This is a genomic window from Caballeronia sp. AZ7_KS35 (genome assembly GCF_023631045.1).
Lineage (GTDB): Bacteria > Pseudomonadota > Gammaproteobacteria > Burkholderiales > Burkholderiaceae > Caballeronia > Caballeronia zhejiangensis.
In genome coordinates this window covers 51,938-77,132 of the sequence record NZ_JALQDV010000036.1, presented here as the reverse complement: position 1 = coordinate 77,132, position 25,195 = coordinate 51,938, and the positions used below count along the sequence as shown (strand labels likewise).

Genomic DNA, 25,195 nt, shown 5'->3' with positions numbered 1-25,195 from the left:
CGATTCGGGCGCGGCGGCACGGCGCGAGCCGGCCGCCGCGCTCCCTTTACGCCGCGAGACCCGCGGCCGTCTTTTGGAACGGAACGAAACCCTTCAGCGCTTCGACGCGCTTCAGCCACGCGTTCACGTTCGCGTAGGCGGAAAGGTCGACGTTGCCTTCGGGCGCGCTCGAGATATAGCTGTAGAGCGCGACATCCGCGATGGTCGGGTGCGCGGCGGCGGTCTCGTCGATATCGGCGATCCAGTCGCGATTCGCCAGTTCCGCGTCGAGCACCTTGAGGACGTTGTACGCGCGGGCGATGACTTCGTTCGCGTCGAACTTCGCGCCGAACACGGTGATGAGACGCGCGGCGGCGGGACCGAACGCGATCTGCCCGGCCGCGACGGAGAGCCAGCGCTGCACGGCGGCGGCTTCGGCGGGCGTTTCGGGCAGCCACTTCGTGTTGCCGGCTTTTTTCGCGAGATAGACGAGGATCGCGTTCGAATCGGCGATGACCGTGTCGCCATCGACGAGCACGGGAATCTGGCCGAAGCGGTTCAGCTTCAGATAGTCGGGCGTCTTGTGCGCGGCGGCGGCGAGATCGACGAACGCTTCTTCGTGTTCGACGCCCAGCAGATTCAGGAAGAGACGCGCGCGGTGCGAGTGCCCGGACAGCGGATGGTGATAGATCTTCACGGCAGATTCCCTGATTCGGTTGATGGCCGGGAGACGTCCCGTCCTGTGAATCGAGTATCGGTTCTTGCCGCGATGAGGAGAATCCCGTCGATTTTCAAATCACCATTCTCGAAACGAGAATGGTGAGCGCGCTTTCGGTGCGCGGACCCACGTCATTTATTCGCCGCGCGGCACGTTCGCCTTGTTGCCGGCGAGCGGCGAACCGTATCCGCCGCTGTTGGCGTTGTTCGGCAGGCCGTTGACGAGCTGCGCGCGCGGATCGCTCGGATTGAGATTGAGCTCGCCGGCCTGCGCGTTGCCGTGCGTCGGGTATTGACTGCCGAGCGGCGCGTTCGGCATGAGCTTGGTGCTGTTTTGCGGCGCGTACATGTCGGTTTCGGCGCTCGGATGAAGCTGCGCGAACGCCGATGTGACGGCGAATGCCGATATGACTACGACTGAAGCGCGGATCGCGTTCATGGCGGACTCCAATGCAGAGCGTGATTCAGTGTAGTCCGCGCGCCGGTGCATTGGCCGATCACCCTTCTTACAACCAGACCAGCGTTTGTTCCGGCGCGCTCGCTCCCGTATTGCCTCACCATTGAACCGATCGCAGCCGAATTTGAATCCCGGAGGCGCTCACCTTATTCGCGGCGAACGGCTTATCGACGGCACGCGTCTTGCATAATGCAACGTTGCTCCGGCCTGCGCACTGGCCGTTCCACGCCGACCACACACTAAAAGCGAGCCGTTTCCATGCCGCAAGCACCCGGGCCGCGCCGGCCACCCGCGAAGATCCTGCCGCCGGAAGCGCCCGGCGTGCGCGCGCTGGCGTCGCTCGTGACAGGCGTCATCGTCATTTGCGCGCTGTACTTCGGCCGCGCGGTGATGATCCCGATCATCCTCGCGATTCTGCTGAGCTTTCTGCTCGCGCCGTTCGTCGATTTCCTGCGGCGGCTGCGCTTCGGGCAAGTGCCTTCCGTGATCGTCGCCGTAGTGGTCGCGCTGTCGGTGCTGACGGCGGTCGGCGCGCTGATCGGCGCTCAGGTCGCGCAGCTCGCGGGCGACCTGCCGAAGTATCAGGTCGCCGTCGAGCGCAAAATCGATTCCGTGCAGAAGATGACTGTCGGCCGCGCCGATGAGTTTCTCGGCCGCGCATCGCGCGCGCTGAAGCGGATTTCGCCCGCGCGCGAGCAGGAGCCGAAGAACGAGGACAATCCGGCCGCTTCGCCGATCGACCAGCCGATGCCCGTCGAAGTGCACGAGCCCACGCCGACGCCGCTGGAACTCGCGCAGCGCTTTCTGTCGCCGATCATCAGTCCGCTGGAAACCACCGGCATCGTGCTCGTGGTCGCGGTGTTCATCCTGCTTCAGCGCGAAGATCTGCGCGACCGGCTGATACGGCTTTTCGGCTCGCGCGACCTGCATCGGGCGACCACCGCGATGGACGAAGCCGCGCGGCGCCTGTCGCGCTACTTCCTCGCGCAGCTCGGCATCAACGTGGGCGTGGGCATCGTCATTTCGATCGGGCTCGCGATCATCGGCGTGCCGGGCGCGCTGCTCTTCGGCGTGATGACCGCGCTTCTGCGCTTCGTGCCGTATGTCGGAACGTGGATCGCGGCGATCGTCGCGGTCGTGTTCGCGGCGGCCGTCGGTCCCGGCTGGGCGATGCTCGTGTGGACCATCGTGCTCTTCGGCGTGACGGACATCGTCGCGGGTCAAGTCGTCGAGCCGCTGCTGTACGGGCATAGCACGGGCCTGTCGCCGTTCGCGGTGATCGTCGCGGCGATTTTCTGGAGCTGGATCTGGGGGCCGATCGGCCTCGTGCTCTCGACGCCGCTCACGCTCTGCCTCGTGATTCTCGGCCGCCATGTCGATCGCCTCGAATTTCTCGACGTGCTGTTCGGCGACCGGCCCGCGCTCACGCCCGCCGAGAACTTCTATCAGCGCCTGCTCGCGAACGATCCCGACGAGGCGCTCGTGCAGGCCGAGACGTTGCTCAAGGAACGCTCTCTGATCGCGTATTACGACGATGTCGCGCTCGAAGGCTTGCGCTACGCGCATAACGACGTGCTGCGCGGCGTCGTCACGGCGGATCAGTTGCGGCGCATCAACGAGTCGGCGCTCGACATCATCGAAGGGCTGGAGGATGCGGAGGACACGGCCGTCACCGTCGCGCCGAAAGAGGACTTGCCCGCGAGTTTCGAATCGCCCGACGACGGGCCGCGCATCGCGCCCGAGACGCCGCCCGCGCGCTTCGATGCGCAGAAGGAAGGCCACACGGCGTCGGTGCTCTGCATCGCGGGGAGAAACGAGCTCGACGATCTCGCGGCGACCATCGCCGTGCAGCTGTTTCGCAAGCACGGCCTGTACGCGGACCTCGCGGGCTACGAGCGCTTTTCGCGCGGACGCTTCGGCGAGGTCGATCTCGCCGGCGTGACGATCATCTGCGTCGTGTCGTTCGATGCCGCCGAGTCGCCGCCGTATCTGCGCAACCTGCTGCGGCGTCTGCATCAGCGCGCGCCGTCGGCGGAACTGATCGTCGGCTTGATCTTCCCCGAAAGTTCGCTGCAAGGCGAAGTGCTCGTGCGTACGAGTTCGGCGGCGGTGTCGTTCAGGGAGCTGGTCGAAGCGTGCGTGGCCGCCGCGCGCCGCCAGTCCGCCGACGGCGTGCCGTGGGCGGGCCTCAACGACGCCGGCGATGAAACCGCGCTGAACGGCCCGCGCGAGAACGTGGCGATTTAGCGGTTGCCGTCGAACAGATCGTTGAGCATGGTGTCGAAGGCGGCTTGCGCGTCTTCGAGTTCCTGAAGCGCGGCGTCGAAGGTCTGCAGCGCCATCTGCGAAGGCCGGCCGTCGCCTTCGGGCGGAAACTGCTTTTGCAGCGCCAGGAAAGCGGACTGAACCTGGCGCGTCGCGTTGACGATACGTTCCATCGCTCGCGCTTCTTCCGTGCGATTGTTCTCAGCGGTCATCGGAGACACTCCTCGTGGGCAATGTCCGATAGTACCAAGCGATCCTAAGCCTTCGCCACGGTAAAGAGGCGCACGGCTTCGTCGAGCACGACCGCGCGTTCCGCGAGGCGCTGCGCGGTGGCCGCCGCCTGCTCGACGAGCGCGGCGTTCTGCTGGGTCGAATCGTCGAGATGCGCGACCGCCTGATTCACCTGCGCGATGCCCTCGGCCTGCTCGCCGCTCGCCTTCGCGACTTCCATGATGATCGCCGATACGCGGTTCACCGCTTCGTCGATGGCGCGCATCTGGCTCGTCGTGCGCGCGACGAGGCTCGTGCCTTCCGCGATCTGCGCGACGCTCGTCGCGACGACGCCTTCGATTTCCTTCGCCGATGCCGCGCAGCGCTGCGCCAGATTGCGCACTTCGGTCGCGACGACCGCGAACGAGCGGCCCGCTTCGCCCGCGCGCGCCGCCTCGACGGCCGCGTTGAGCGCGAGGATGTTGGTCTGGAACGCGATGCCGTCGATGACATCGGTGATGTCCGCGATGCGCCGCGACGCCGCCGTGATGCCTGCCATCGTCTGCTCGACCTGGCTCGCGATGCGCCCGCCGTCGTCCGCCGCGGCCTGCGCTTCCTTGACGACTTCCAGCGCGCGCACGGTGGCGTCGGCGTTGCCTTGCACGGTCGTCGTGAGCTGATCCATCGTCGCGGCCGTCTGTTCGAGCGATGCCGCCTGCATCTCCGTGCGGCGCGACAAGTCCGTGTTGCCGCTCGAAATCTCGTTGGCGGCCTCGAGCATGCCGCCGATCTGGCCGCGCACGTCGAAGACGATCGCCGCGAGATTCGCCTTCAACTGCCCGAGCGCGCGCTGCACGTCGCCGAGATCGTCGTGACGCGCATCGGGCATGTCGGCGGTCAGATCGCCCGCGGCCATGCGCGCCGCGAAACCGGACATCGTGCGGACGGGCGCATCGACCTGACGCGAAAGCGCGAGCCAGCCCACGAAGCTCGCAACGGAACTCACGCCGAGCGCGATCCAGAAGGGCAGCGGCGGCGCGCCGCGCCATCCTGCCAGCGCCGCGACCAGCATGCTGACGGGCACGGCGGCGAAAGCCGTGGCGAGACGCGAACTCACCGGCAGGTTCGCGAGCGCCGCGAGCTTGCCCGCGATGCCGTTCTTCACGAGCGCGCCGCGCACGAGGCGTCGCGACGCGTTGCCGGCCTTGATCTGCGCGTAGAGCGCGGTGGCGTCGCGGACTTCATCGCGCGTCGGCTTCACGCGCACGGAGAGATAGCCGACGACCTTGCCGTGGTCCATCACCGGCGTGACGTTCGCGCGCACCCAGTAGTGATCGCCGTTCTTGCGGCGATTCTTGACGAGCGCGGTCCACGAGCGGCCGGCGCGCACGGTCGACCAGAGATCGGCGAACGCTTCGCGCGGCATGTCGGGATGGCGGATGAGGTTGTGCGGCTGGCCGATCAGCTCGTCGCGCGAGAAGCCCGACACCGACACGAAAGCCGGATTGCAGTACTGGATGTTGCCGGAAAGGTCGGTGGCGGAGACGAGCATCGCCGAGGCGGGGAATTCGAACTCTTGCTGGGTTACGGGCTGATTATTGCGCATGGTGTCCTTGATTCTTCTTCGCGTCGCGCGCCGCTTTTCGAAGGCGGCGCGCGTCTTATTACAAGGACATAACGGCGATTGGCCCCACAATCTTTAGGGGAATCCGACTGAAACGCTCAAGTGTGGCGATTTGTCGCCGATAGGGGCGCGTTAGTTACTGCGCGCTCCATCCGCCGTCGATTTGCAGCGCCGAGCCGCGCATTTCGCTGGCGGCATCGGAGCAGAGGAACACGGCCATATCGCCGATCTGCTGCGCCGTCACGAATTGCGCGGACGGCTGTTTGTCGCCGAGCAGCTTGGCGCGGGCCGCGTCCGGCGTGAGCGAGTCGCGGGCGGCGAGATCGTCGATCTGTTTCTGCACGAGCGGCGTGAGCACGAAGCCTGGGCAGATTGCGTTGACGGTCACGCCGGTGCGGGCGTTTTCGAGCGCGGCGACTTTGGTCAGGCCGAGAATGCCGTGTTTCGCGGCGACGTACGCCGATTTGCCCGCCGAGCCGACGAGCCCGTGCACCGACGCGATATTGATGACGCGGCCCCAGTTGCGCGCGCGCATTTGCGGCAGCGCGACGCGCATCGTGTGGAACGCCGAGCTGAGGTTAATCGCGATGATCGCGTCCCAGCGATCGACCGGGAATTCGTCGATGGTCGCGACGTGCTGGATGCCGGCGTTGTTGACGAGGACATCGACGGCGCCGAATTGCTCGTTTGCGAAGGCGATCATCGCTTCGATTTCTTCGGGCTTCGTCATGTCGGCGGGATGGTGGACCGCTTTCACGCCGGTGGCTTCGATCTGCTTCAGCGCGCCTTCGATATCGCCGAAACCGTTGAGCACGAGATTCGCGCCTGCCTGTGCGAGTGCCGTCGCGATGCCGAGGCCGATGCCGCTCGTCGAGCCGGTGACCAATGCCGTCTTGCCGGCGAGCGCTTTGTTCAATGCGGTTTGGGTCATATGCGGGTTTTTTCCTTCTTTCCGGAGTTTTGATCGGGTTCTGCGGAGTTTGGTGTGTTGGCTTGCTGTGCGTAAATTAGGGTTTTTTCTTTTTTTTCGCCGGATCCCGTTTTCGCGTCGGTCTATTAGCACTGCCCCTGTGCGGGGCGGCACTCACTTTCTTTGCTGCTGCAAAGAAAGTAAGCAAAGAAAGCAGCTACTGATACGCCCGCGGTCACACGCAATTTGGGTAGTCCTCTCGTCCATCGTGGGCTGCCTAAAGAGTGCCCTCAAACACCTAATCGGGCTTGGCTCGCGCACGGTCTGTAACATCGCACCACATAACAAACTGGTTCAGCACGAAATAGCTCCAGCCCGCTTCGCGGCCGACCGGTCAAGCGGGGATGCATGCGCTTCTTCACTAACGCCTCCATCTCACTGCACTTGCCTCACGTTGGTTTCCCTTGCGGACCCGGCGGCAGCGCGTAGCGCTGTGCCGAAGCCATTTCGTGCTGAACCAGCGTTCTCAACGGTTTCGGGCGGCAGACCGTGCGCGAGCCAAGCCCGGTTAGTCCTTCGAGGGCACTCTTTAGGCGAGTGCCGCCTAGGACGAGAGGACTACCCAAATTGCGTGTGACCGCGGGCTTGAAAAGCTGCTTTCTTTGCCTACTTTCTTTGCAGCAGCAAAGAAAGTAGGTGCCGCCCCGCACAGGGGCAACGCTAATAGACCACTAAGAAAACGGGATCCGGCGTAAACCGAAAAAAATCAAACAATGCCGGTCGCGTAATAAACCGCGATAACAAAGAACACAGCCAAAGTCTTGATGATGGTCACAGCGAAAATATCGCGATAAGACTCGCGATGCGTGAGCCCGGTCACGGCCAGAAGAGTAATAACAGCACCGTTATGCGGCAGCGTATCCATACCACCGGAGGCCATAGCCACAACGCGATGCAGCACTTCCAAAGGAATATGTGCAGCTTGAGCGCCAGCGATAAACGTATCCGACATGGCAGCAAGCGCGATACTCATCCCGCCGGAAGCAGACCCCGTAATCCCCGCGAGTGACGAAACGGAGATAGCCGCATTGACGAGCGGATTGGGAATGCTCTTGAGCGCATCGCTGACCACGAGAAACCCTGGCAAAGCCGCGATCACACCACCGAAGCCATATTCGGAAGCCGTGTTCATCGCCGCGAGGAGCGCCCCCGCAACGGCCGCCCGCGTCCCCACCGCGAACCGCTCCTTCACGCGCGAAAACGCGGTCAGCAGAACGAGCACGATGCCAAGCAGCAACGCACCTTCCACCGCCCAGATCGCGACGACGGTTTTGACAGCCGTCGTGACAGGCGCATGCACGCCCGGCAGCACTTCCGGCGGCACGGTATAGCTCGCGCCATACCACGTCGGAATCCACTTCGTCAGCGCGAAGTTGGCAACGCCGACGAGAATCAGCGGCGCGATCGCGAGCATCGGATTCGGCAGCGACGTCGATTCCACACGCTCCGGCTCATTCACGAGCGACGTGCCGTAGCCTTCGCCCTTGGCCATCGCCGAGCGCCGGCGCCATTCGAGAAACGCCAGGCCGACGACGATAATGAACAGCGAACCGATCACGCCCAGCCACGGCGCGGCCCAGCCAGTCGTCTTGAAGAACGTCGTCGGGATGATGTTCTGAATCTGCGGCGTGCCCGGCAGCGAATCCATCGTGAACGAGAACGCGCCCAGCGCAATCGCGCCCGGCATCAGACGCTTCGGAATATTGCTCTGCCGATACATCTCAGCCGCGAACGGATACACCGCGAACACGACGACGAACAGCGACACGCCGCCATAGGTGAGCAACGCGCACACCGCGACGATCACCGCATTCACGCGCGACTTGCCGATGTATCGAATGGCTGCGGCGACGATCGACTCCGAGAATCCCGACAGCTCGATGACCTTGCCGAACACCGCGCCGAGCAGAAACACAGGAAAGTAGAGCTTCACGAAGCCGACCATCTTCTCCATGAAGATGCCGGAGAAAACGGGCGCGACGGCAGCGGGATCGGTGAGGAGGACGGCCGCGAGCGCGGCGATCGGCGCAAAAAGAATGACGCTGTAGCCGCGATAGGCGGCGAGCATCAGGAACGCCAGGGCGGCGAGCACGATGATGAACGACATTGAGTCTCCGTGATGGTTGTTCTTTGAAACTGTCAGCGCGCCTCTTCTGGAAGCGCTGCCGGCGCATGGATAACGCACCGCGCGTGCAAAATGCACTTTCCGTGCCAGTGTGCTGAAACTCAGGCGCGACAGGCATCAGGGGAAGATGACATCGCAAGGTTTCAGGAAAATGTCTCCGAATGGAGACATCCTCGTCTATCGAAACAGCTGCATACAGCATTGAGAACTAGTGCAGATGCGGATAGCGGGCGCGTCTCCGGATTGAGATAGTCGTCTCGATATGGAGAAAACGGAGACTTTGGGCGCCATGCGCAACGACTGGATCAACGTGCCGGCGGACTACAGCGACGTGATGCGCCGCGCGATGGAGTCGCTTTTCAAGACCTTCGAGAATTTGAGCGAAGGCACCTTCATCGTCGACGCGGACGCGCGCGTCGTGTGGATCAACAAGCGCTACGCGGCGCGCTTCGGCTTCGACGATCCGCTCGACGCGATCGGACTCGACTGCGAAGCGGTGATTCCGAACAGCCTGATGCGCGAGGTCGTCGCGACCGGCAAGCCGATTCTGCTCGACGTGCTGGAAACGGATCGCGAGCCGCTCGTCGTCACGCGTCTGCCGCTAAAGGACGACTCGGGCGCGACGGTCGGCGCGATCGGCTTCGCGCTCTTCGACGAGATGAAGGCGCTGACGCCGCTGTTCGCGCATTACTCGCGCGTGCAGCAGGAACTGATCGCGACGCGCCAGTCGCTCGCGCAGGCGAGGCGCGCGAAGTATACGTTTTCGAGCTTCGTCGGCACGAGCCCGGTCAGTCTCGAAGTGAAACGTCAGGCGCGGCGCGCGGCGCTCGTCGATTCGCCTGTGCTTCTGCTCGGCGAAACCGGCACCGGCAAGGAACTGCTCGCGCATTCGATCCACGGCGCGTCGACGCGCGCGGGTAAGCCGCTCGTGACCGTCAACGTCGCGGCGATCCCCGACACGCTGCTCGAAGTCGAGTTCTTCGGCGCGGCGGCGGGCGCGTACACGGGCGCGGAGCGGAAAGGGCGCGTCGGCAAGTTCGAACTCGCCGATGGCGGCACGCTTTTCCTCGACGAAATCGGCGATATGCCGCTGCCGCTTCAGGGCAAGCTGCTGCGCGTGCTGCAGGACAAGGAGTTCGAGCCGCTCGGCTCGAATCGCATCGTGCGCGCGGATGTCCGCATCATCGCGGCGACCTCCGCCGATCTGCCCGCGCTCGTCGCGGCGGGACGCTTTCGCGCGGACCTGTTCTATCGGCTGAACGTGCTGACGATCCACGCGCCGCCGTTGCGCGACCGGCTCGCCGATATCGAAGCGCTCGCTTACGCGATCCTCGAAGACCTGTCCGCCGATACGCGGCCGGGGCACGTCGGCCATTTCGTGCTGCATAAAGATGGCCTGCAACTGCTCGAGGCGTATTCCTGGCCCGGCAATGTCCGCGAACTGCGCAACACGCTCGAACGCGCGTTGATGCTGTCCGAAACCGAGCACATCGACGCCCGCGCGCTCTCCGCGTTCATCGATGCGGGGCGAGTGGCGATCGCGGCGCAGGCCGAACCCGTCGCCCAGGAAGGCGACGAGCCGCCGAACGTGTCGTACGCCGACGCGATGGCCGATTTCGAGCGGCGCTTTCTCTCGGATGCGTTGCGCGCGAGCGGCGGTCGGGTCGCGGATGCGGCGGAGAAAATCGGCATCGGACGGGCGACGTTGTACAAGAAGATCGCGGCGCTCGGCATCGCCGTCTGACGCACTTTTGCGAACAGGCGAATTGTCGCGAAAGCTTCGCGTGGCATACTCCCGAAATCGAAAAATAACGACCAAGAATCAAAGGGGTAGCGGATGAAAAGCGCGACGGAACTCGGCAGAAAACTCGGCCTTTCGATCATGCTGGCGGGCAGCGCGTGGGCGCTCGCCGGATGCAGCAGCGCGCCGCCGCTTTTCTCCGCCGACGGGCGTCCGACGCAACAGATTCAATGCCCCGCCTACGGCGGATGGCGCAATTGCACGGACAACGCGAAGGCGCTCTGTCCGAACGGCTACGACGTGCTTGGCCAGTCGACCGAGAACAATCAGAACTCGCTGCTCGTCGCTTGCAAGGCAAGCTGAAAAGTCAGCCTTGCTGCGTTTCGCGCAGCATCGTGACGTCGTAACCGAGCGCGCGCGTGCGCTCGATCAGCGTGCGACGCAACTCCGCCGAAGGCTTCGCCTCGCGCGTCAAAATCCACAGATAACGCCCGGTCGGTTCGCCGACGATGGACCACGTGTAATCGTCGGCGTGATCCAGAATCCAGTAGTCGCCGACATAGAACGGACCGAAGAACGACACCTTCAGCTTCGTCCCATTCGATCCGGGGACGATCTTCGCGCGTCCTTCCGCCGACCGGTACGGACCGCTCAGCCCGCCTTGCCTGCACGCGTTGACGACGGATACGAGCCCGTCCTCGCGACGCGCGTAGTTCGCCGTGACGGCTTCGCAATTGCGCTCGAAGCGATTTTCGTAACGCGCGAACTCGTGCCAGTGACCGAGATAGCGATCGATGTCGACAGCCTTCGACGGTTCGGGCACGTTGTCGTTGCCGCTTGGGCGCGCCCCGTTCGACGCGCATGCAGCCAGCGTCGCGACGCCGCCGATCAGAGCCAGCGCCGCAGCGCCGTATGCCCAAGGTCTTTTGATGGTCATGTTGCCGGGGTGGGTGAGAAGTACGAGGGCTGACAGAGCAGCAAGTGCCGTTCCGTCCGCCGAGTGGCTCCCGAATTTCCTCACCTCAAGGCGTATCCATGACGCGGGTAAATAACCGCGGGAAGCGCAAGTAGCTGTGCCGACTGGGTTTAATTCCTGGGCCGCGGCCTGACGACAAGGCCTTTTCCTGACTCCCGAATATGCTCACCTTTAGCGGAGCGCGTCGCGTAGCCGAAGCCGGCGCGTTTCGAAACGATGACCGGGCGGCTCGAAGTACATGCCGCGCCGCATCGTGGTCAAGCAAGTCGAATGCGTTAAAGAACAACGGCTTGGGTGGTCCACTTAAGAATGTGACTGAGCTGCCGAAATTGCTTCGCGATCCCGATGATCCGGCTATAAGTGAGGCGCGGCTGTATCGGCTGGCTCACCGTGGGGAGGCTCCCGAAACGTCTCACCTTTTTCCCTCGGAGCTCACCATCATGCTGCCGGTCTTCGGTCTCATCATCGCGGGCTACGCGTACTGAACGCGGCTTTGCTCTGACCGCGAAAAAAAAGCCCGGCGCGGGGGCACCGGGCGAACCACCTTCATTCCGACGGTGGAGGAGGGCCAGTTTAGACTGCTTCCTCTGATTATCGAAATCGCTGCTGTTCAGTGCGCGCTGGAACCGTCGCGCACGCCGGCCTGAAGCTGTGCGTGCCGTTCCTGATAAGGACGCAATTGCGGATAGCTCAGCGCGTTGACCGCATCCAGATCGCCCGCGCGACGCGCGCTCTGTAGCTCCGCTTTCACTTCGGCGCGGGTCTTGCCCACAGGCGTCGATTGCGCAAAAGCGGGCGCGGTGGCGAGAAGCGCCGACAAAACGAGACCGCCGATCAATGAGCTTTTCATTTGAATCTCCTGGATGCGTGTGCGTCGGGGCCGACGCTTGAGAGGCAGTCTAGGAGGATTCCTATTGGACAAAAATACTGATTGAGCCAACACATTGTTGTTCAGAGTGGATGAATGCGGGCCCGCGATGGCAAGTAATCGCTCACTTAATGCGGAGATTTTTACGCGATCAGCAAGGATGCGTTCCGATTCGTACGACCTTTTTGCGCGACTTGGGGCGCTTTGTTTCGTGGTTGAATCAGAAAATTATCGGAATGAAAGTTACTCTCGACTTATCCACAGAAACTGTGGATAACCATGGGGATAGCTCACTGTGAACCGCGTAGTGGCGCGGCGCGAGGTACATTGCTCGATTCATCGCAAAAATAGTCCCGATTGACTGCGCGCATGAAGACGGCCGACCCGCGATGCGCCTATCATGTGCACGCGCGCCGTCGCGAGGACGGCGTTGTCTGAAACGCTTCATCCGCCTTTTCATACCTTTGACGGGGAAGATCTCATGGCCTTAAAGATCGCGGTGGTCGTCGGCAGTCTGCGACAGGGTTCGTTCAACAAGCAGCTCGCGCATGCGCTCGTGTCGCTCGCGCCGGGCGATTTCTCGTTCGAGTTTCTCGACATCGGCAGCCTGCCGTTGTACAGCCAGGACTACGACAGCGACTTTCCCGAAGCCGCGCGCACGTTCAAGCAGAAGATCGCCGAAGCAAACGGCCTCTTGATCGTCACGCCGGAATACAACCGCTCGATTCCCGGTGTGCTGAAGAACGCGCTCGACTGGGGCTCGCGTCCGTGGGGACAAAGCGCGTGGGGCGGCAAGCCGGGCGCGATCATCGGGACGTCGGTCGGGGCGATCGGCACGGCGATCGCGCAGTCGCATCTGCGCGGCGTGTGCGCGTACCTCGACATCGTGCTGATGAATCAGCCGGAGATGTACATCAAGCACGACGAAAAGCGCATCGACGAAAACGGCAATATCGTGAGCGAAGACACGCGCAAATATCTGCAGACGTTCATGGACAAGTACGTCGCATGGGTGCGGGATCGGGCGGCCTGAGCGCTCACCGTTCACACGAAAAAACGGCCCGCGCAAGCGGGCCGTTGTCGTGAGCGGCTCGGAACTCAGACGTGATGATGTCCCGTCACACGATCCCAGCCGTGACGAATCGCCGCCTTGAAGCGTTCCCACGTATCGCCTTCGGGGTGCTTGCTCTCCCAGTCGCGGCGCGTTTCGTATTCCATCTGATCGTCCCAGGTGCGGCTGCGGAATCGATCGTCGTTGCCGAGCGTCGCGCCGTAGCGATACGCGCCCTGATAGTCCTCGTAAGGCTCGCCCGTCGCCGAATACTTCGATGCGTAATCGGCGCGGAAGTCGTCTTCGTACTCCATGAATTCATTGGGCACGTTTTGCGGATTTCCGATGGGTCCGACCGGCCCGCCCGCCTGCGTTCCCGCCGAAGCGACAACCGGATCGGGCGACGATCCCGCCGCGCGCGCCGCGCCCGCCTGAGACGGCGTCGCGGGTTCGTCGAGCGGGCTCAACGGTTCGACGGAGCGCCATTCGGACGCCGTGTCGGTACGCACGCCGGGCAACGGAGCGCGCTCGGGCGGCACCGCGCCGGTCGTGCGCAGCGGATCGCGGCCCGCGATGGCGTCGCGCTCCGATAGCGAATCGCCCGCGAGTTCGGTGCGCGCCGCGAGCGGATCGGCGGGCGTCCCGGCGAGCGGATCGGCGAGCGGATCGGCGCCGGTCGTCGCGTACGGATCCCGGCCCGTGACCGGGTCGCGACCGGCGAGCGGATCGCGGGCGGTGCGTTCGGCGTCGCTCGTCATCGACTGGGATTGGGACTGCGATTGCGACATGCCGCCGCGCGGCATCAGCGGATCGTCGGCGGGATCGCTGACGTAATCGCGCGGCGTCAGCGCGGCCGGATCGCCGACATCAGCGTGCGGATAAGCCCGCGCACGCGACGGCGTCTGGTCGGGATCGTTCACCGGCTCGCGTCCCGGCACCGCGCTGCCGCGTCCGAGGCCCAGTTCGTCGAGCACCGAATGATCGCGGTCATCGGCGGCCGCCGCGGACGTGCCGTGTTCGAGCGTCGTCCAGCTTGCCGCGCGTTCATCGATATCGATCGCGCCCTGATCGGACAGCGTCGCGCGCGCGATGTCGGCCTGCTCCACGCTCGGCGTTTCGACGGCGACGAGGATCGCACCGCGCCGCACGGCCTCGGAATAGTGCGCGACTTCCGGCGGCTGATCGCGTCCGCCGAAGAGCATGCTGAAGAAGCGCTCGATGTTGGCGAGCACGCCCGGCTCCTGATGCGTGACGGCATCGGGCATGTCGGACGGCGCGGCTGCATCGTCGCGCTTGGGATTGGCCTGCAGTTCGATATCCGCGCGCAGGAAGCCGGCGGCGATCAGGGCCGAGCGCGCGTCCTCGGCCTGCGCATAGGTGTCGAAAACTCCGATGACGGTGTGTCGCATGTACGCCTCCTGCGGATGGGCGAATTCCGAAAATCGGCGACGTCGGTCGCCGCGCATGTCGGCATTCACGCAACTCGCGTGCCGGATGCGCGTGAACCGGCGCGAGCGGCACGGCGCGGGAAAAGGAGCCGGCGCTTTTACAAACGCGCGTGCAAAAGTCGATTGCAGCGCGGGCGGTTCAGCGATCGACCGAACGCGCCGCGCGCAGATCGGAAGGCGTCGCGCCGTCGCGGATCGCGCGCAGGAGCGCGTCGAGCAGCGCGATGTCGAACGGCTTCGACAGCACGCGCGCGCCGACCTGCCGCGCGCGGTCGAGCTCTTCCGCGTAACCCGTGACGAGAATCACCGGAATGCGCGGGTGAAAGCGCTGCATCATTTCGGCGAGATCGATGCCGTTCATCTGCCCCGGCATGTGAATGTCGGAGAGCACGACATCGAACGGAAAACCGGCCGATGCGTCGGCGCGCGCGGCTTCGAGCATCGTGGCGGCGGCATCGGCGTTGAAGAGGTAGGTGACGTGGTGGCCCATCATCGTGAGCAGCGCTTCGGTGCCGGCGGCGACTTCCTCGTTGTCCTCGACGAGCAGCACGCGCAAGCCGTCCGCTTCCTGCGACGCCGCCTGTTCGTGCTTCGCGGCCGCGCCGGGCGCCGCCGCCGTCGCGCGCGGCAGGTACAGACGCACGGCGGTGCCCGCGCCGATCGCGCTGTCGATGGTCGCGAGCCCGCCCGCGCGCTCGCAGAACGCGAACACCTGCGGCAGGCCGAGGCCCGTGCCCATGCCTTTCGGCTTGGTCGTGAAAAGCGGTTCGAACGCGCGCCCGAGCACTTCGGCGCTCATGCCGAAGCCGTTGTCTTCGAGCGTGATCTGCACGAATTCGCCGGTGATCGGAAAGCCGTCCTCGTGGCGAAAGCGCACGTTGCCGGCGCGCACGGTGAAGGTGCCGCCGTTGGGCATCGCGTCGCGCGCGTTCACCGCGACGTTGATGAGCGCGAGCTCCAGTTCCGCCGGATCGACGCGGATCGCCCACACCTCCGGCGCGACTTCGACGCTGAGCGCCACCTTCGCACCGAGCGATGCGCGCAGCAACTCGCGCCCCGCCGGCACCCATTTGCCGATCGCGATGATCTCGCTGCGCAACGGCTGCTTGCGCGCGACGCCGAGCAGTTGCCGCGTGAGCGACTGGCCGCTTTTCAGCGCGCGTTCCATCGCCGTGAGTTCGCGATCGAGGCCGGGCGCGCCGCGCCGCCGCGCGATCTGCACGTTGGTCGAGACGATCATCAGCAGATTGTTGAAGTCGTGCGCTACGCTGCCGACGAGATTGCCGAGCGCCTCCATCTTGCGCGCCTGCCGATACGCCGATTCGATCGAGCGGCGCATCGACGCTTCGGCCTGCCAGCGCTCCCACGCTTCCTCTTCGGTCGCGAGGCGCCGCAACGACTGCGCGATTACGCCCCACAGCACGACGCACGGCGCGAAGATCGAGAGCGCGAGCACGCTCAGATGCTTCCACCATGCCGACCAGATCGTCGCGATCGGATAGCCGCTCGATACATAGGCCGGATACCCGCCGACGCGCCGGAACGCGACGATCTTCAGCTGATCGTCCAGCCCCGAAACCATCCTGACGACGCCGCTTCGGCCGCCCGCGCGGTACGCCTCGCGCAGCGGCGAGCTGGCCGCGAGCGCCATGCGATCGGCCGGGCGCGGCGGATACCACGCGAGCACTTCGCCGTCCGCGCGCGTCAGACCGAGCGACACGCTCGGGTTATCGCCGATCAGCTCGCGATAGAACGCGCTGAAATACGATGGGCGCAGCGCGATCGTCACCATGCCGTCGAACGCGCCCGCCGGCGTGCGCCGCGCGATGGCCGTGTTGAACACCTGCTCGCCGGCGACGCGGCCGACCATCACGCGCGAAATCCGCTGGCTCTGGCCGGCGCGCAGGCCGCCGAAATCGTCGCGCTCGGCAACGGAGATGTCGGGCGTCGGCCAGATGCGGCTCGTCGCGAGCAGCTTGCCGTCGGCGCCGAACACGGATGCCGCCGCAACTTGCTGATAGGAGCCGCTGATCGCCGTGAGGCGCTGATGGATCGTGGCGCTTTCTCGGCGGATCGCGCCGGCGTCGAGGCCGTCGAGCAGATCGACGATGCGCTCGTTGAGCGTCACGTTCAGATCGAAGACTTTCAGCGCGTGTTCTTCCGCGACGCGGGCGTTGCGCGCGACCAGATCGGAGGCGTCGGCGACGCGCGCGTGGTAATCGGTGTATGCGGTGATGGCGACGTACACGCACGGCAGCACGACCGCCGCGACCAGCAACGCATAGAGCGTCAGGCGCTGCGCGGCGAAGTTGCGCTCGGGCACCACCGGAAAAGGCGGTTCCTCCTGCCACGACTGCGCGGCGGGAACGGCGTCGGACTCCTCACGTTGCAGCGTCATTTTTGGCAGCGAATTGGAAAACTTACTCATGGCCCGTACCTTTCGTACGCGGTGGCGGGCGTGGACGGTGCAACCGCAACTAGGACGCACGAAGCATGCCGGATCGGCGCGATTCAGCCTTCCCGGCCGTCGAACGAAGCTTGCACGCGGCGCGCAGTTAGCGAGATTCTTGGAAGCGCAAACGTACACAAAAGCATGACTGACAGCGCATCGGAACGCATCGAGCAGAATTCACCCGTATCGAACCTTATTTCATCATATTAATTCTCGCTTGGCGCCTCATCGAGTTGCTTTGACATTCTGATAATCAGACAATGCAATCCTCCGATCCGAAACGCCGCTGAGAGCGTCGGCCGGGGAATACAAGCAGCCTCCCGGCGCGCGTCGGGGCGAAGTACCGCTTGCCCGGCAGATGCGGGCAGGCAGCGCGACCGAGCGAGGAGAAAAAGGCCAAGGTCCGGAATCTCCGGATCACGCACGGGGCAGGCAACATGACGCCGATCGAGAGCCAGCATCCATCGCGCACTGGGCGCGCGCTGATTACACAGCGCCCGCCCGCCGCGTGGCGCGCCGACGTCGACAGGCGACGCGCCTGGCTCATCGCCGCCGACCTGCATCACCGACAGCGCCCGCATTCCCGCCGGGCCCAAGGGCTCACGCCGGTTCTTCCGTGAACATCGCTATAAAGATCGCTGCGCGGATGCCGTAATCCATACGAGAGCCCGCCGTGTCCGTCGACACGACCGTTCTCCGCCCGAAAACAGCCTAAAAGATCCTGCCGACCATGCCGTTGCCGATTGTCATTGCCGATGATTCACTGCTCGCGCGCAAGGTGCTGACGCGCGCGCTGCCCCCGGACTGGGACGTCGAGATCTCCTACGCGACCAACGGGCGCGAGGCGCTCGAGCACTATCGGGCCGGCCGCGCCTCGGTGATGTTCCTCGATCTGACGATGCCCGACATGACGGGCTATCAGGTTCTCGACGCCTTGCAGCACGAAGATCTGAATACGTTCGTGATTGTGGTATCCGCCGATGTGCAGCCGATGGCCCAGGAACGCGTACGCGCGCTCGGCGCGATCGCCTTCCTGCCGAAGCCGGTGACGCCCGAAGCGCTGCGCCCCGTATTGAAGGAGTACGGTCTCCATGCTTGAAACCGCCCTCAACGAAGATCAGCGCGACGCGCTGCAGGAAGTGGCCAACATGGCGATGGGCCAGGCCGCGACGCGTCTTTCGAAGCTGCTCGGCACGTTCATCGAGCTGTCGGTGCCGCGCGTGCGCGTCGTGAGCGTGGCGGAGGCATCCGCGGCGCTTTCGGAGATGACCGGCATCACCGATACCGTTACCGCCGTGCGCCAGGGCTTCCGCTCGGACATCAAGGGCGAGGCGATCGTGCTCTGCAAGAGCGGCAGCGTCGATCAGCTGTGCGCGCTCGTCGACGATCCCTACACGAAGTCCACGTACACGACGACGACGCGCACCGAGCTCGTCTTCGATATCGCGACGGTGCTGATGGGCGCGTGCGTGTCGTGCATTCTCGACCGCCTCGGCCGTTCGCCGATTTTTTCGCCGCCCGGCATGCTCGGCTCGGACATCGGGCTCGACGAGGTCTTTCAGCCCGCGATGCTCGCGTGGAAGACGGCGCTCCTGCTCGAAGTGAATTTCGCGCTCGAAGACCACAGTTTTCGCGCGCATCTCGTGATGCTGATGGCCGAGGACGCGATCGCGCATCTGAGCGAAGCGCTCGATGCGCTGCTGTCGAGCCTCTGACGAATGGAAGACCTGCGCCATCTGCTGAGCGAGCTGGTGATCGAGCGTGTCGGATTCGGCATCTTCGTGCTCGATCGCGACCTCAACGTGCTGATGTGGAACCGCTTCATGCAGGACCACAGCGGCAAGACGGCCGAGCAAGTGATCGGCAAATCGATTTTCGCGAGCTTTCCGGAACTGCCGCGCGTGTGGTTCACGCGCAAGGTCGAAAGCGTGTTCCAGCTCGGCAGCTTCGCGTTCAGTTCGTGGGAGCAGCGCCCGTATCTCTTCAAGTTCGACCACGACCGGCCGATCACCGGCGGCGTCGATTACATGCAGCAGGACTGCACGTTCATGCCGCTCACGCTGGAGGGCGACGTGCGCGCCGTCTGCGTGACGATTTCCGACGTGACGCACGCGAGCATGATGCAGCGCGCCCGGGACGAAGCCGTCGCGAAACTGCAGGAATTCGCGGACCGCGACGGCTTGACCGGCATCGCGAACCGGCGCTATTTCGAGCTGCGATTGCGCGACGAATTCCAGCGCTGGCATCGCTACGGCGGCGAACTGTCGATGCTGCTCTTCGATCTCGACCATTTCAAACGCATCAACGACGATCGCGGCCACCTCGTCGGCGATACGGTCCTGCGCGTGATGGCCGAGCGCGTCGCCAAGGCCGTGCGCGTCCAGGACGTGTTCGGGCGTTTTGGCGGCGAGGAATTCGCGCTGCTCTTGCCGTGCACGAATTTCGACGACGCGATGATCGTCGCGGAGAAAGTGCGGAGGGAGATCGGCGAGACGCCCGTCGACGTGCAGAACGCGCGCGTGCCCGTGACGGCGAGCGTCGGCGTGGCGCGTGCGCGTACCGGCGTGACGTCGTCGTACGAAGCGCTCATCAACGAGGCGGATGCGGCGCTTTACACGGCCAAGCGCGAAGGGCGCAATCGCTCGGTGGGATTTGCCTGAAAACGCGCCTGAATCCGCCCCTGAAACCGCGCCCGATGCGCCGCGCCATGTCCCGCGCGGCTCCGGCGCAATCGGGCAAAGTATTGATATACTCTTTGCCGCTTCCGGCGCAGTCGCAGCCGGCTCGCGCCGGCTTTCTTCCTTGATCGTCCCGCTCAGCGCCAGGTGGTTCCGCGCGCGCCGGGCCGCGTCGGGTCCGGCGCCCGATCTCTTAATTTGCCCGTGGGGGCGCCACAGCGGAGTTCGTCTTGGCCGTTTCCAACATCATCGCTGACGATCCTGCCCCCGACGCCGCGAAAACGTCGTCGGGAAGCTCGTTTTATCTCGCGATGCGTATCCTTCCGGCTGCGCAGCGCGACGCGATGTACCAGATTTACGCGTTCTGCCGCGCGGTCGACGACATCGCCGACGAAGGCACGCTGCCGCGCCGCGAGCGCGCGCTCGCGCTCGACCAGTGGCGCGAGGACATCGATGCGTGCTACGCCGGCGCGCCGAAGAAATCGCTCGAAGCGCTCACGCAGCACATCCAGGCTTTCCGGCTTTCCCGCGACGACTTCCACGCCGTGATCGACGGCATGGCGATGGACGCCGCCGGCGATATCGTCGCACCCGACGAAGCCACGCTCGACCTCTATTGCGACCGCGTGGCGAGCGCCGTCGGCCGGCTGTCGGTGAGGATCTTCGGGATGCACGAGGACGCCGGCCGACGGCTCGCGCATCATCTCGGGCGCGCGCTGCAACTCACCAACATCCTGCGCGACATCGACGAAGACGCCGAAATCGGCCGCGTGTATCTGCCGCGCGAGTTGCTCGCGCGCGAAGGCATTTCGACGAGCGATCCGGCGAGCATCGTCGGCGACGCACGCCTGCCGCGCGTGTGCGCCGTGCTGGCCGAGCGCGCGAAGGGCCACTACGCGCAGTCCGACGCGATCATGGCGGCTTCGCCGCGATCGCAGGTGCGCGCGCCGCGCATCATGTCGGCGGCGTATCGCACCGTGCTCGACGCCAATCTCAAACGCGGTTTCGACCTGCCGCGCACGCGCGTGCGGACGCCGCGCTCGCGCCTGCTGTGGATCGTGGCGCGCAATCTGATCTGATGTCCCGGCGGGTTTTCGTCGTCGGAGCGGGCATCGCCGGTCTTGCCGCCGCGGTCGAGGCGCAACGGCGCGGCGCGCGCGTCGTGCTGCTCGACGCCGCGCCTCACGCGGGCGGACGCTGCCGCTCTTTCTTCGATACGAAGCTCGGCGTCACGCTCGACAACGGCAATCATCTGCTGCTTTCGGGCTACCAATCGACGATGGCGTACCTGCGCGCGATCGGCGCAACCGATACGCTGATCGGCCCGACGCAGCCCGACTATCCTTTTTTCGATGTCGCGAGCGGCGACGCGTGGACGATCCGCATGTCGTCCGGACGCCTGCCGCGCTGGATCTTCGATGCCGACGCGCGCGTGCCCGGCACGCAGCCGGCCGACTACCTGCCGTTTCTGCCGCTCCTGTGGGCGAAACCGGGCCGCACGGTCGAAGAATGCGTGCGGCGCAAGGATCGCGTATGGAACCTGCTCGCGCGCCCGCTCTTGCGCGCGATGCTCAACGCCGATCCGTCCGAGGCGAGCGCGGAACTCGCGGCCGGCCTGCTGCGCGAAACCGTCGCGCAAGGCGGCCAGGCGTGCCGTCCGCTCATCGCGAGAAGCGGGTTGTCGCACGCGTTCGTCGAGCCCGCGCTGCGGCTCTTGCAGTACGGCGGCGCGGAGATCCGGCTCGGCTCGCGCGTCGCGGCCGTCGGGGTATCCGGCACGGATTCGACGGAGCGTGTAAGCTCGCTCGCTTTCGACGGCGCAGACCCGCTGACGCTCGCGCCCGGCGACGGCGTGGTGCTCGCCGTGCCGCCCGATGGGGCCCGGCGCCTCGTGCCGGGTTTGAGCGCGCCGGACGCATCGCGCGCGATCGTCACCGTGCATTTTGCCGTCGATGCACCCGTGGGCTTCGAGCCGCTGACGTGTCTCGTCAACGGCATGTCGGACCGGCTTTTCGCGGCCGACGGACGGCTCTCGGTCACGCTGTCGAGCGCCGGCCAATGGCTCGCGACGCCGCGCGAAGAGCTCGCGCAGGCGGTCTGGCGCGAAGCGGCGAAGGCCGTGCGGATGCCCGCCGTGCCGACGCCGCCCTGGCAAGTCGTCGTCGATGAACATGCGACGTTTGCCGCCGTGCCGGCGCAGGAAGGCTTGCGGGCCGCCACGCGCACCCGCTGGCGCAATTTCACGCTCGCGGGCGACTGGACGGCGACCGGCCTGCCCGCGACGATCGAAGGCGCGATCCGCTCCGGCCAGAAGGCCGCGGATGCGCTGTTGAATCAATCGATGGAACGCTGATGAACGATTTATCCCTTTCGGCCGTGGGCGCGCAGGTTTCGGGCGCGCCGCTCGACGCCGCCGTCAACCACGCCACCGATGCGCTGCTCGCGGCGCAACATCCGGAAGGCTACTGGCTCTACGAACTCGAAGCGGACGCAACGATTCCCGCCGAATACGTGCTGCTCGTCCACTATCTCGGCGAGACCGCCGACGAAAAGCTCGAAGCGAAGATCGGCCGCTATCTGCGCCGCATTCAGCGCGAGGACGGCGGCTGGCCGCTTTTCACCGACGGCGCGATGGATGTCTCCGCGACCGTGAAGGCGTATTTCGCGCTGAAGATGATCGGCGATTCGCCCGACGCACCGCACATGGAGCGCGCCCGCGCAGCAATCCTCGCCGCGGGCGGCGCGGAGAAAGTGAACGTGTTCACCCGTATCCTGCTCGCGCTGTTCGGCGTCGTGTCGTGGCGCGCGGTGCCGATGATGCCCGTCGAGATCATGCGTCTGCCGATGTGGTTCCCGTTCCATCTGTCGAAGGTGTCGTACTGGGCGCGCACGGTGATCGTGCCGATGCTCGTGCTCAACGCCAAGCGCCCGCGCGCCCGCAATCCGCGCGGCGTGCGTATCGACGAAGTGTTCACGAACCCGCCGGTCAATACCGGGATGCCGTCGCGCGCCGGGCACCAGAGCCGCGGCTGGTTCGCCTTTTTCCGCGTGGTCGATTCGATTCTGCGCGTCGCCGATCCGCTTCTGCCGAAAGCCGGCCGCGAACGCGCGATCGATGAAGCCGTGCGTTTCGTCGACGAGCGGCTGAACGGCGAGGACGGCCTCGGCGCGATTTTCCCGGCGATGGCCAACTCGGTGATGATGTACGACGTGCTCGGCTATCCGCCCGAGCATCCGAACCGCGCGATCGCGCGCAAGTCGCTCGACAAGCTGCTCGTCATCGACCCGGCCGACGACGGCGAAGCGTATTGCCAGCCGTGTCTGTCGCCGGTGTGGGACACGTCGCTCGCGGCGCACGCGCTGCTCGAAACCGGCGTGCCGAAGGCGCGCGCGGCGGTCCGGCGCGGCCTCGACTGGCTGGTGCCGCTGCAGATTCTCGACGTGCGCGGCGACTGGGTTTCGCGCCGCCCGGACGTGCGGCCCGGCGGCTGGGCGTTCCAGTTCGCGAACCCGCACTATCCGGATGTCGACGACACCGCCGTCGTCGCGATGGCGATGGAACGCGCCGATCGCGAAAACGGCACGGCGCTGTACGGCGAGTCGATTGCGCGCGCGCGTGAATGGGTCGTCGGCATGCAGAGCAGCGACGGCGGCTGGGGCGCGTTCGAGCCCGAAAACACGCAGTTTTACCTGAACAACATCCCGTTCTCGGATCACGGCGCGCTGCTCGATCCGCCGACCGTCGACGTTTCCGCGCGCTGCCTGTCGATGCTCGCGCAACTCGGCGAGACGTCGTTGAACAGCGAGCCGGCGCGTCGCGCGTTCGAGTACATCGTGCGAGATCAGGAGCGCGACGGAAGCTGGTACGGGCGCTGGGGCATGAATTTCATCTACGGCACCTGGTCGGCGATGTCCGCGCTGAACGCGGCGGGCGTCGCGCCCACGGACACGCGCATGAAGCGCGCGGCGGACTGGCTCATCGGCATCCAGAACGACGACGGCGGCTGGGGCGAGGACGGCGACAGCTACAAGCTCGACTATCGCGGTTATGAGCAGGCGCCGAGCACCGCGTCGCAGACGGCGTGGGCGCTGCTCGGGCTGATGGCGGCCGGTCTCGTCGAGCATCCGGCGGTCGCGCGCGGCGTCGGCTATCTGCTGAAGACGCAGCAAAAGCACGGCCTGTGGGATGAAACGCGCTTCACCGCGACCGGTTTTCCGCGCGTGTTCTATCTGCGATACCACGGCTATCGCAAGTTCTTCCCGCTGTGGGCGCTCGCGCGCTATCGCAATCTGACGCGCGACGGGCTCACGCGCGTGACGGCGGCGATGTGAACGCGCCCGTCGTCGCCGTGACCGGCATGGCGTTCGAGGCGAAGATCGTGCGCGGACGCGGCGTCGATGTCGTATTCGCGGCGCGCGCCGATCTGCTCGAGCGCGCGCTGTCCGATGCGCTCACGCGCGGCTGTTCGGGAATCGTCAGCTTCGGCACGGCGGGCGGGCTCGCACCGGATCTGAAGCCGGGCGCGCTGATCGTCGCCGACAGCGTGTGCGGTCCTTTCGGCGAGCTGCATACCGATGCGGCGTGGTCGGCGCGCATCGTCGATGCGTTCGCGGGCACGCCCGTCGAGCGCGTCACGCGGCGCGGCAAGACGGCTGGCGTCACGGCGCCCGTCAAGACCGAGGCGGAAAAGCGCTCGCTGCATTCGTCGACGGGCGCGCTGGCCGTCGATATGGAATCGCATATCGCCGGGGCCATCGCGACGGCGCGCGGCTTGCCGTTCGCAGTGTGCCGCGCCGTGGTCGATCCCGCGTGGCGAACGTTGCCGACCGCCGCGACGGCCGGTTTGCGCGATGACGGCACGACGGCGATCGGTCCGATTTTGCGCGAATTGGTCCGCGATCCGGCGCAGTTGGGCGCGCTTCTGCGCCTTGCATCCGATGCCCGCGCCGCCCGCGCGACGCTCGTGCAGGCGCGGCACGCGATGGAATCGGCGCGGGCGTTGGTGGTGGCATAGCGCTTTGGTCTCATCCCTTGCTTTCTGCGGGTTAACCCTCATCTCGGTATAATCAGGGAAAACCCTGATCGAGCGCGCGTCTACAGGAACTCCGCGACGCGCGCAGCAATGAAAGCGAGGTACCGCAAATGAATTTCCACACCCGTAAATGGGTCAAGCCCGAAGACCTGAACCCGAACGGCACGCTCTTCGGCGGCAGCCTGTTGCGCTGGATCGACGAAGAAGCCGCGATCTACGCCATCTCGCAGCTGGGCAATCAGCGCGTCGTGACCAAGTTCATGTCGGAAATCAACTTCGTGAGCTCGGCGCGGCAGGGCGACATCATCGAACTCGGCATCACCGCGACGCAATTCGGCCGCACGTCGATCACACTGCGCGCCGAAGTGCGCAACAAGATCACGCGAAAAAGCATTCTGACCGTCGAGAAGATGGTGTTCGTCAATCTGAACGAACAGGGCGAGCCCGCGCCGCACGGCCGGACGCAAATTCGCTACGCGGATGAATTGTTCGAAGCCTATCGCCGCGATCAGGGCGTCGTCGAAGCGCCGAAAGTGTCGGGCGACGACTTGCTCGAAGAAGTCGCGGAAGAAGCCGCACATTAAAGAGAAAACGGGCGCCG

The 25,195-nt window shown here is 65.3% G+C and carries 22 protein-coding genes; 12 read left to right on the top strand and 10 right to left on the bottom strand.

Features of this window, described 5'->3' with window-relative positions:
• Nucleotides 1-46: 46 nt before the first annotated feature.
• Nucleotides 47-676: a glutathione S-transferase family protein gene (locus NCT05_RS22315; protein WP_250503182.1), complete on the bottom strand. Its 630-nt coding sequence runs from the start codon at nt 674-676 to the stop codon at nt 47-49.
• Nucleotides 677-832: 156 nt separating this feature from the next.
• On the bottom strand, nt 833-1,135 hold the full coding sequence (locus NCT05_RS22310) for a hypothetical protein (protein WP_008354251.1): 303 nt from the start codon (nt 1,133-1,135) through the stop codon (nt 833-835).
• A 276-nt stretch (nt 1,136-1,411) separates the two neighbouring features.
• Between NCT05_RS22310 and NCT05_RS22305 the strand changes: the two genes are divergently transcribed.
• A complete protein-coding gene (locus NCT05_RS22305) occupies nt 1,412-3,400 on the top strand; it encodes an AI-2E family transporter (RefSeq protein ID WP_250503181.1) in 1,989 nt (662 codons plus the stop codon).
• On the opposite strand, the gene NCT05_RS22300 is transcribed toward NCT05_RS22305, so the two are convergent.
• The 4 genes from NCT05_RS22300 to NCT05_RS22285 all read right to left on the bottom strand — a co-directional run bounded on the left by NCT05_RS22300 (nt 3,397) and on the right by NCT05_RS22285 (nt 8,329).
• Entirely contained in the window at nt 3,397-3,630 is a 234-nt protein-coding gene (locus NCT05_RS22300) for a hypothetical protein (protein WP_008354254.1), read from the bottom strand. The genes NCT05_RS22305 and NCT05_RS22300 overlap by 4 nt on opposite strands.
• 44 nt (nt 3,631-3,674) lie before the next feature.
• Complete coding sequence (locus NCT05_RS22295; RefSeq protein WP_175982344.1) at nt 3,675-5,234, bottom strand: methyl-accepting chemotaxis protein; 1,560 nt, start codon at nt 5,232-5,234, stop codon at nt 3,675-3,677.
• A gap of 154 nt (nt 5,235-5,388) precedes the next feature.
• The gene (locus NCT05_RS22290; RefSeq protein WP_008354256.1) at nt 5,389-6,183 is read right to left on the bottom strand and encodes a 3-hydroxybutyrate dehydrogenase; all 795 of its coding nucleotides are present in this window, start codon (nt 6,181-6,183) and stop codon (nt 5,389-5,391) included.
• Nucleotides 6,184-6,928: 745 nt separating this feature from the next.
• Nucleotides 6,929-8,329: a GntP family permease gene (locus NCT05_RS22285; RefSeq protein ID WP_008354257.1), complete on the bottom strand. Its 1,401-nt coding sequence runs from the start codon at nt 8,327-8,329 to the stop codon at nt 6,929-6,931.
• 307 nt (nt 8,330-8,636) lie between these two features.
• Between NCT05_RS22285 and NCT05_RS22280 the strand changes: the two genes are divergently transcribed.
• Together NCT05_RS22280 and NCT05_RS22275 are read left to right on the top strand one after the other, a co-directional pair.
• Nucleotides 8,637-10,091: a sigma-54 interaction domain-containing protein gene (locus tag NCT05_RS22280; protein WP_008354258.1), complete on the top strand. Its 1,455-nt coding sequence runs from the start codon at nt 8,637-8,639 to the stop codon at nt 10,089-10,091.
• Nucleotides 10,092-10,184: 93 nt separating this feature from the next.
• Entirely contained in the window at nt 10,185-10,451 is a 267-nt protein-coding gene (locus NCT05_RS22275) for a hypothetical protein (RefSeq protein WP_008354259.1), read from the top strand.
• 4 nt (nt 10,452-10,455) lie between these two features.
• On the opposite strand, the gene NCT05_RS22270 is transcribed toward NCT05_RS22275, so the two are convergent.
• Both NCT05_RS22270 and NCT05_RS22265 read right to left on the bottom strand, forming a co-directional pair.
• Complete coding sequence (locus tag NCT05_RS22270) at nt 10,456-11,025, bottom strand: lipocalin family protein (RefSeq protein ID WP_008354260.1); 570 nt, start codon at nt 11,023-11,025, stop codon at nt 10,456-10,458.
• Between the two features lie 649 nt (nt 11,026-11,674).
• Nucleotides 11,675-11,914, bottom strand: a complete 240-nt coding sequence (locus NCT05_RS22265) for a DUF4148 domain-containing protein (RefSeq protein ID WP_008354261.1) — start codon at nt 11,912-11,914, stop codon at nt 11,675-11,677.
• 499 nt (nt 11,915-12,413) lie between these two features.
• On the opposite strand from NCT05_RS22265, the gene NCT05_RS22260 reads away from it, so the two are divergent.
• Entirely contained in the window at nt 12,414-12,965 is a 552-nt protein-coding gene (locus NCT05_RS22260; protein WP_008354262.1) for an NADPH-dependent FMN reductase, read from the top strand.
• 65 nt (nt 12,966-13,030) lie between these two features.
• Here NCT05_RS22260 and NCT05_RS22255 read toward each other — a convergent pair whose 3' ends face one another.
• Nucleotides 13,031-14,392, bottom strand: coding sequence for a hypothetical protein (locus tag NCT05_RS22255; RefSeq protein ID WP_250503180.1), 1,362 nt, complete (start codon nt 14,390-14,392; stop codon nt 13,031-13,033).
• 178 nt (nt 14,393-14,570) lie between these two features.
• On the bottom strand, nt 14,571-16,829 hold the full coding sequence (locus NCT05_RS22250; protein ID WP_502801797.1) for a hybrid sensor histidine kinase/response regulator family protein: 2,259 nt from the start codon (nt 16,827-16,829) through the stop codon (nt 14,571-14,573).
• Nucleotides 16,830-17,613: 784 nt separating this feature from the next.
• Between NCT05_RS22250 and NCT05_RS22245 the strand changes: the two genes are divergently transcribed.
• The 8 genes from NCT05_RS22245 to NCT05_RS22210 all read left to right on the top strand — a co-directional run bounded on the left by NCT05_RS22245 (nt 17,614) and on the right by NCT05_RS22210 (nt 25,178).
• Nucleotides 17,614-17,982 carry a response regulator gene (locus tag NCT05_RS22245; protein WP_008354266.1) on the top strand — a complete coding sequence of 123 codons (369 nt, stop codon included), beginning with the start codon at nt 17,614-17,616 and terminating at the stop codon, nt 17,980-17,982.
• Complete coding sequence (locus NCT05_RS22240) at nt 17,975-18,598, top strand: chemotaxis protein CheC (RefSeq protein ID WP_008354267.1); 624 nt, start codon at nt 17,975-17,977, stop codon at nt 18,596-18,598. The genes NCT05_RS22245 and NCT05_RS22240 overlap by 8 nt, the downstream gene beginning before the upstream one ends.
• Before the next feature lie 3 nt (nt 18,599-18,601).
• The gene (locus NCT05_RS22235; RefSeq protein ID WP_008354268.1) at nt 18,602-19,543 is read left to right on the top strand and encodes a sensor domain-containing diguanylate cyclase; all 942 of its coding nucleotides are present in this window, start codon (nt 18,602-18,604) and stop codon (nt 19,541-19,543) included.
• 248 nt (nt 19,544-19,791) lie between these two features.
• On the top strand, nt 19,792-20,640 hold the full coding sequence (hpnD, locus tag NCT05_RS22230; RefSeq protein WP_250436266.1) for a presqualene diphosphate synthase HpnD: 849 nt from the start codon (nt 19,792-19,794) through the stop codon (nt 20,638-20,640).
• Nucleotides 20,640-21,914 (top strand): hydroxysqualene dehydroxylase HpnE, encoded by a 1,275-nt coding sequence (gene hpnE, locus NCT05_RS22225; RefSeq protein WP_250503178.1) that lies wholly within the window; start codon nt 20,640-20,642, stop codon nt 21,912-21,914. Before hpnD ends, hpnE begins: the two co-directional genes overlap by 1 nt.
• The gene (gene shc, locus NCT05_RS22220; protein ID WP_008354271.1) at nt 21,914-23,893 is read left to right on the top strand and encodes a squalene--hopene cyclase; all 1,980 of its coding nucleotides are present in this window, start codon (nt 21,914-21,916) and stop codon (nt 23,891-23,893) included. Before hpnE ends, shc begins: the two co-directional genes overlap by 1 nt.
• 26 nt (nt 23,894-23,919) lie before the next feature.
• Nucleotides 23,920-24,576, top strand: coding sequence for a phosphorylase (locus NCT05_RS22215; protein ID WP_239295351.1), 657 nt, complete (start codon nt 23,920-23,922; stop codon nt 24,574-24,576).
• A 128-nt stretch (nt 24,577-24,704) separates the two neighbouring features.
• Nucleotides 24,705-25,178 (top strand): acyl-CoA thioesterase, encoded by a 474-nt coding sequence (locus NCT05_RS22210; RefSeq protein ID WP_175982339.1) that lies wholly within the window; start codon nt 24,705-24,707, stop codon nt 25,176-25,178.
• Nucleotides 25,179-25,195: the final 17 nt, after the last annotated feature.